At 29.5% G+C, this 7,743-nt stretch carries 8 protein-coding genes and 1 rRNA gene; 5 read left to right on the top strand and 4 right to left on the bottom strand.

Features of this window, described 5'->3' with window-relative positions; genetic code table 11:
* Window positions 1-422: 422 nt before the first annotated feature.
* A complete protein-coding gene (locus C7U55_RS13065; RefSeq protein ID WP_106988923.1) occupies window positions 423-1,205 on the bottom strand; it encodes an HAD family hydrolase in 783 nt (260 codons plus the stop codon).
* A gap of 121 nt (window positions 1,206-1,326) precedes the next feature.
* Here C7U55_RS13065 and C7U55_RS13070 point away from each other — a divergent pair, with 121 nt between their 5' ends.
* Window positions 1,327-2,760 carry an LTA synthase family protein gene (locus C7U55_RS13070; RefSeq protein WP_106988924.1) on the top strand — a complete coding sequence of 478 codons (1,434 nt, stop codon included), beginning with the start codon at window positions 1,327-1,329 and terminating at the stop codon, window positions 2,758-2,760.
* Between the two features lie 13 nt (window positions 2,761-2,773).
* Here C7U55_RS13070 and C7U55_RS13075 read toward each other — a convergent pair whose 3' ends face one another.
* The 3 genes from C7U55_RS13075 to C7U55_RS13085 form a co-directional block, all read right to left on the bottom strand.
* Window positions 2,774-3,064: a hypothetical protein gene (locus C7U55_RS13075; RefSeq protein WP_106988925.1), complete on the bottom strand. Its 291-nt coding sequence runs from the start codon at window positions 3,062-3,064 to the stop codon at window positions 2,774-2,776.
* An 81-nt stretch (window positions 3,065-3,145) separates the two neighbouring features.
* Entirely contained in the window at window positions 3,146-3,586 is a 441-nt protein-coding gene (locus C7U55_RS13080) for a phosphatase PAP2 family protein (protein WP_227213901.1), read from the bottom strand.
* A gap of 29 nt (window positions 3,587-3,615) precedes the next feature.
* A complete protein-coding gene (locus C7U55_RS13085) occupies window positions 3,616-3,840 on the bottom strand; it encodes a Smr/MutS family protein (protein ID WP_106988927.1) in 225 nt (74 codons plus the stop codon).
* A gap of 123 nt (window positions 3,841-3,963) precedes the next feature.
* On the opposite strand from C7U55_RS13085, the gene ychF reads away from it, so the two are divergent.
* The 4 genes from ychF to C7U55_RS13105 all read left to right on the top strand — a co-directional run.
* Window positions 3,964-5,064, top strand: a complete 1,101-nt coding sequence (ychF, locus tag C7U55_RS13090) for a redox-regulated ATPase YchF (RefSeq protein ID WP_106988928.1) — start codon at window positions 3,964-3,966, stop codon at window positions 5,062-5,064.
* On the top strand, window positions 5,064-5,825 hold the full coding sequence (gene srtB, locus C7U55_RS13095; RefSeq protein WP_048924276.1) for a class B sortase: 762 nt from the start codon (window positions 5,064-5,066) through the stop codon (window positions 5,823-5,825). The genes ychF and srtB overlap by 1 nt, the downstream gene beginning before the upstream one ends.
* 85 nt (window positions 5,826-5,910) lie before the next feature.
* Window positions 5,911-7,425 carry an LCP family protein gene (locus tag C7U55_RS13100; RefSeq protein WP_106988929.1) on the top strand — a complete coding sequence of 505 codons (1,515 nt, stop codon included), beginning with the start codon at window positions 5,911-5,913 and terminating at the stop codon, window positions 7,423-7,425.
* A 202-nt stretch (window positions 7,426-7,627) separates the two neighbouring features.
* Window positions 7,628-7,743: ribosomal RNA gene (locus C7U55_RS13105) — 16S ribosomal RNA — on the top strand; the annotation flags it as partial.

Below are 7,743 nucleotides of genomic sequence, written 5' to 3' on the forward strand. Positions count from 1 at the left end.
TCATAGCCAAGATAGATGGAACCACAAAGAATAGTTTTCTGGATGGTATCATAGGTAATGTTTCTGATCTTGCCTCTATTATAAAGAGAGCGGATATAGTTGATGTTGTCATTAAAGATATAGGAAAAAGATTCCTTGCCTTTGATTTTATCAACATGATTAAAATTGTATAAAGTAAGACAGTCAGCATAGTTAGTATCATCAATCATAAAATCACCAACTAACATTTTAAAGAAAAAGGTAATAATCTTCAAAGATTATTACCATGTGGACAAAATTTATTTTGTCCCTTTTTTATTCTAAAAATATTAATAATTAAATAGAACTGTTTGAAAGAATTTGGTGGCTTGACAATTTTTATGTAATAATTTGAATGATAAAAATGAAAGGAAAAACCTACAGAAATGTAGGCTTTTTAAATCTTAAATAAGATTAAGCTTTTCTAAAGCGTAGGCAATACCGTTATCTTCGATGTCTTTTGTCACAAAATAAGCAATATCTTTCATCGCTTGTACACCATTAGCCATAACAATAGAATGTTTAACATAACGAAGCATACTTTCGTCATTAAAAGAATCTCCAAAAACATAACAATGATCTAAGTCACTGTGGAAATCATCAACTACAGTTTGAATGCCTGTTGCTTTGGAATGATTCTTTGGTACGATTTCCCACATTTCTTCACTACGCTCAATGATATCAAAATCTTGTGAAATATTATTTCTAAATTCTTGGATATTATGATCAAACCAAATAGTAAATTTATCAAAAGAAAGATTTGGATTTTCACTTGTTGAAACGTTAAAACCGTTGTTTGTATATCTTTCTTTAATTTTTTGAACAAATTTATTTTTAATATTTGCATTAAAATAGACATGATCTTTTGATTCTAAAACAGCATCAATTTCATATTTTTTAATAAGAGATGCGATTTCTCTACATCTTTCTTGAGATAATTGATGATGATAAATCACTTGATTATGATAAGTAATATAAGTTCCACAACCACAAATATAACCATCTGGTTGTAAATCGTGAATTTCTTGATCGATTGTAGAAATAGGTCTACCTGTATTAATAAAAATAAGATGTCCTTTTTCTTTTGCTTTTTTTAAAGCTTCTTTAGCACTTTGAGGAACGGTATGTGTTTTTTCACTTAATAATGTTCCATCAATATCAAAAAATAATAATTTTCTATCTTCCATTTTTTTACTCCTTCGTAGCTATTATAACGAATAATTAAAAAAATGGGATATTTTGTTTTATAAAAGTTACTCGCTCTTTTAAAAAAAGTATGATAGAATGAACCAATAAAGGAATGATGATATGAGTTTAATAATAATTTTATTTATTGTAATGCTAGTGATATTTAGTATTTTATGGGGAAACCGAACTTTTTCTGTAAAAACTTTAAATCAAATGTTTTATCACATGGTTGTTCCTTGTGATGGAACAGATGATGGGATTTTTAAGGATTGGTTTATTAATTGTTTTCCACCAGCTTTTATAACGACAGTTATTGGAAGTGTTCTTCTTTATAAAACACCGTTTGTTTTTTTATTTGATTATCAAGGTATTTGTATTACGGTTTTAATTCTTGGAACGCTTTTTTATGCATTAATCAATTATCAGATTATTACGTATGTTTTTGATATGGTTCGGACATCGAAGCTTTATGAAGAACATTATGTAGATCCTAAAAATGTTGAATTAGATTTTAAAGAAAAGAGAAATTTGATTCATGTTTATTTAGAATCCGTAGAAAATACGTATCTTTCTAAAGAACAAGGTGGACAAGAAGAAAATAATTATATAAAAGAATTAGGTGAATTGGCTAATGAGAATATTAATTTTTCTCATACAGATAAAATAGGGGGTTCTTATACGATTGAGGGAACACAATGGACCATTGCTTCAATGGTTGGACAAGAGGCTGGAATTCCACTTTTATTTCCACTTTCAAAAGATAAATATGATGAACATTCTTCTTTTCTATCGGGATGTTATACATTAGGTGAAATTTTAGAAAGTCAAGGATATCAAAATCGTATTTTAATGGGATCGGATGCTAATTTTGGTTGCACTTCAAATTTTTACAAACAACATGGAAATTTTAAGATTGAAGATACGACTTCATTAAAAGAAGAAGGTAGATTACCTCAAGATTATCATGTTTTTTGGGGGTTTGAGGATAAGAAGGTCTTCGAATTTGCAAAGGAAGATCTTAATGAAATGGCTAAAAGTAAGCAACCTTTCTATATGGAATTGGTCACGATTGACACCCATACACCAGATGGCTATGTTTGTGAAGAATGTAAACATGAATATGAAAGTCAATATGCTAATGTCATCAGTTGTCAATCAAGACAAGTGGAAGCTTTTGTACGTTGGTGTCAAAAACAAGATTGGTATGAAAATACAACAATTGTTATTACAGGTGATCATAAAAGTATGTCGGAAAAATTCTTTAAACATTTAGATAAAAATTATTTACGCACCCCTTATAATTGTTTTATTAATAGTGCGGTTGAACCTATTCAACCTAAAAACAGAAAATTTGCAATCTTTGATTTTTATCCAACAATTCTAGCAAGTTTAGGAGTTCAAATCAAAGGCGAACATTTAGGATTAGGAACGAATTTATTTAGCAATGAAAAAACACTTTTAGAAAAATATGGGGTTAAAAAAATTAATAGTGAAGTGACTAAATATTCTAATTTTTATAGAAAAGTATTGATTAATAAACAAAAGAACGTGTAATTTGCACGTTCTTTTATGAATGAAAATATTTTTCAATTTCTTTTCTTTCATATGCTGTTAGTTTTAAAATATCCATCGCTCTTTGCATTGAACATGGAAGTTCATTCATTGAATTTCTTACATGTTCAATATTTTTCTTTCCTTTAATAAGTTTCATGATTTCTTCTAAAGATAAATTTTCTACCTCTTTAATAAAGCCTTTCATGATTCTTCCTAGCACTTCTGGATGTCCTAGGATTCTTTTACAAAGCTTATCAATCATAATAATCATATCTGTTGATGTATTTTCTATAACACCATCCATATTTATCACATCACTATATATATTGTCTTTTTTTCTTTTTATTTTTTAAAAAGTAAAAAAATATAACGAAATAGGATTCCGTTATATCAAATAAATTATAAATGCGATTAAAAAGCCACAAAGTACATCACTAACAAAGTGAACAGCGCAAATAATTCTTGAAAAACCAACAAGACAAGCGATGATTAAAGCTATTATTCCTAAATAAGTATTGATATTCAAGAGGGCAAAACCAATTGCAAAGGCACTTACGGTATGGCGACTGGGAAAGGATTCATCTGTTTTATGATCGACAAGCGGCTCAATATCAAAAGTCACACAAGGGCGTGGACGATTATAGATTTTTCTAATAATGGTTACAATAAAAAAAGAACTGAGTGGTTTAATAATTGTCATCATAAGTTTTGATGAGTGGCTTATAAATAGTATAAAAAGAGTAATAGCATAAAGTAGTGCGGTTAGATAGGGTGTTATCTTGGTAATCGAAATACATATTTTATCTAAATGGTGTTGACGAATCAAATGAAGATTTCTTTGATAGAATTTTTCCATTATTTTAAAATAAAAACAGTTTCTCCTTTATTAAGTGTTAGGATTTTTCTTTCAATTCTTGGGTGTAAATATTTTTTTCTTACATAATTTAAAAGAATAGCTGAAGAATATCCATGAATAATAGTTACTTCTTTGGTAAGGAAAGAAGTTCCTTTTAAAAAATGGTCAAGTTTTACTTTGGCTTCACTTTGACTGCATCCGTGTAAATCAATTGTTGATAACATCAAATCACCTCTTCATTGTTATTATAGAAGATTCTTAAATGAAAAAAAATGACAAAATGAAAATATTGCTTTTATGGGTATTTTTCATTACAATAAAGGGGTAAAAAAAGAGGAGTGAAAAAGATGGCATTAACAGCAGGTATTGTAGGATTACCAAACGTAGGTAAATCAACATTATTTAACGCAATTACAAATGCACAAGTAGAAGCAGCAAACTATCCGTTTGCAACAATTGATCCAAATGTAGGTGTCGTAGAAGTACCAGACTATCGTTTAGATAAACTAACAGAAATGATTGAACCTAAGAAAACAGTTCCAACAACTTTTGAATTTACGGATATTGCAGGTCTTGTAAGAGGCGCAAGTAGAGGGGAAGGATTAGGAAATAAATTCTTAGGAAATATTAGAGAAACAGACGCAATTTGTGAAGTTGTAAGATGTTTTAGAGATAAGGATGTTACACATGTTGATGGTGATGTAGATCCTATTAGAGATATTGAAACAATTAATTTAGAATTAATTATGGCAGATTTAGAAACTGTAGAAAAACGTATTGGACGTTTAGAAAAGAAAGCTAAATCCGGAGATAAAGAAGCTAAAGCAGAAATGAGTGTTTTAGAAAAATTAAAACCAGTATTAGAAGCTAATAAACCAGCAAGAAGTATTGAATTTGATAAAGAAGAAATGCTTATTGTAAAACAATATACTTTGCTTACAATGAAACCATTGATTTATGTGGCTAACTTAGGTGAAGAAGATTTAGAAGATCCAATGCAAAATCCATACTATGTACAAGTTTTAGACTTTGCTAAAGAAGAAGGAAGCGATGTTGTACCAATTTGTGCAAAAATTGAAGCAGAATTAGTTGGTATGGATAAAGAAGAAAAAGATATGTTTATGCAAGATCTTGGTATTGAAGAAAGTGGATTGGATAAACTTATTAAAGAAGCTTATAGTTTACTTGGGCTTAGAACATACTTTACTGCAGGGGTTCAAGAAGTAAGAGCTTGGACTTTTAAAGAAGGAATGACGGCACCGGAAATGGCAGGAATTATTCATAGTGATTTCCAAAGAGGATTCATTAAAGCAGAAACTTATAGTTTTGATGATTTAGTTAAATATGGAAGTGAACATGCGTTGAAAGAAGCAGGTAAAATTAGACAAGAAGGTAAACAATATGTAGGTCAAGATGGTGACATCATGTTGTTTAAATTTAATGTATAATGAAAAAAGCGATTCGTACTATTTTACTGATCGTATGTATTTGTGTCTTTTGTTATTCAGCGTATAATTTAATCAATATTTATTTGAATTATAAAAAAATAGATGATGATTATGGTGAACTTGCCAACACGTATACAAGTGTTAAAGATGAAAAGAAAGAAGAACAAAACTATTTACAAATAGATTGGGCAACTTTAAAGGAAAGAAATAACGATGTAAAAGCATGGATTCAAATTCCTGATACAAATGTGAATTATCCTGTATTACAAGGTGAAACCAATGATACCTATATACATAGTGACATTGATCATCAAAAATTGAGTGCGGGAAGTATTTTTGTAGATTGTCGTAATGAAAAACCTTTTGAAGATTTTAATACAGTTATTTATGGACATAATATGAAAAATGGGTCGATGTTTAATAATATTAAATCCTATACGGATCAAAGTTTTGCGGATGAACATCCTTATGTCTATATTTATTTACCAGATGGCACAGTAAGTCAATATAAGGTTGTGGTGGGGCATATTATTTCTGAAGAAAGTGTTCTTTATAATACTTATATAGAAAATACGAGTAGTTATCTTCAAGAAATGGTAAAAACATCTTCAATTCATGTTGATTTTGATCAAAGTCAAGTACAATCGTTGATCACATTATCAACATGTACTTCGGCAGGAAGTGAAAGTGGTAAAAGAAATGTGGTTCACGCAATTTTGCAAAGAAAAGGAATTGATCCAACAACAGAAAAAATGGAATAAAAAAGAATGTAGGTATTTTGCCTACATTTTTTAATGAATGTTTAAAGGCAATGTGGTAAAATAATTTCATTGAGAAGGTGGATGAATGAAGAAAAAAAGTGTAGTTACAAAGTTTTTATCAAGGAGAATTTTACTATTGATTCAATTGATTATATCAATTGTGTTTTTAGGATATATTTATTATTTAAAGATGTTACCAATGAAATATTATTTAATATTAGTGGGAATCATTGCTTTATTATGGTTCTTTATGTCATTTTTCATTAAATATGGAATAAAGAAGAAGAAAAAAGAAAATAAATATGGAATGCTTATTTTTAGTAAATTACTTTCTTTAGTATTAAGTATATCTTTAATTATTGTATCTGTAATGGCTTTTAAAGGGAATAGTTTTTTATCAAATATTACAGGTTCCTTGACACAAACACGTGTTATTAGTTTATATGTAAAAAAAGAAAGCAAGTATAAAAAATTATCAGATATACAAAAAGATTTAAAAAAAATGAAGGTGGGTATAGCCTCAGAAAAGGGAACAAAAAATATAAACACAGCTATCGCTGAAATGGAAGATGCAACGGGTGAAGAATTTAAAACAAAAGATTATAAAGATTATTCTGCATTGGGAGATGCAATTGATGCAGGCAAAATCGATGTTGCGGTGGTAGATAACTCGTATTCGGCACTATTAGAAGCAAATCATGAAGGGATGGATGATGGACTAAGAAGTCTTTATCAAGTGGAAATTGAAGAACAAGTTCAATCAGTAACACAAAAAACGGATGTTACCGAAAAACCATTTATTGTATATTTAACGGGGATAGATACTTATGGGACAGTTTCAGCAATTTCAAGAGCAGATGTCAATCTTGCGGTATGCGTTTCGCCTAAACAAAAACAAATCTTAATGATTTCAATTCCTAGGGATACACAAGTTAATCTTCATCGAAATGGAAAGATGGATAAATTAACGCATTCAGCTATGTATGGAATAGATGAAACAATTTCAACAATTGAAGATTTCTTGGAGTTGAAAGTAAATTATTATGCAAAAACGAATTTTAGTGGTATTACAAATATTATTGATGCATTAGGTGGTGTCACTATAGACTCGCCTTATTCGTTTAAGACACTTCACGGTAATTATAAAATTGTAAAAGGAAAAAATGAGATGGATGGAAATAAAGCTTTATGCTTTGTAAGAGAAAGACATGCATTACCAAACGGAGATTTTGATCGAGGAAGAAATCAACAAAGATTATTAAAAGCTATGATATCAAAAGCAATTTCCCCAAAAATCATCACAAATTATTCGCAAATTTTACAGGCGGTAGAAGGTTGCTTTGAAACGAATATGACATCGGATGAAATTAAGTCATTAGTATATATGCAATTAGATGATATGGCAAAATGGGAAACATTTAATGTTCAATTAAGTGGTGATCCAGAAATATCATATAAGACTTATTCTATGAAAGGAAAGAAATGTTATACGATGGTACCATCAAAAAAATCATTAAATAGTATCATTAAAATAATTAATAAAGTTGAAAATGGGGAAAGAATAAAAGAAAAAGATATCAAAGGATTACAAGGTGCTTAAAAGCATCTTGTAATTTTTTTAAAAAAAATTCAAAAAAAGCTTTACAAAAGGAGAAATGGATGGTAGTATAAATGAGCACTCGACGAGAGAGACGAGTGAGAGGACATTGAAAACTGAACAGGAAAGAATAAAACACAACGTCAATTTAAGTTTAAAAGAAAAAAGAGCTAAACAGACCAAAGTTGTCTGAAGAGATAGAAGGACAATGGAGAGTTTGATCCTGGCTCAGGATGAACGCTGGCGGCGTGCCTAATACATGCAAGTCGAACGCTTCACATATGTGAAGAGTGGCGAACGGGTGAGTAATACATAAGTAAC

Source organism: Faecalibacillus faecis (genome assembly GCF_003024675.1).
Lineage (GTDB): Bacteria > Bacillota_I > Bacilli_A > Erysipelotrichales > Coprobacillaceae > Faecalibacillus > Faecalibacillus faecis.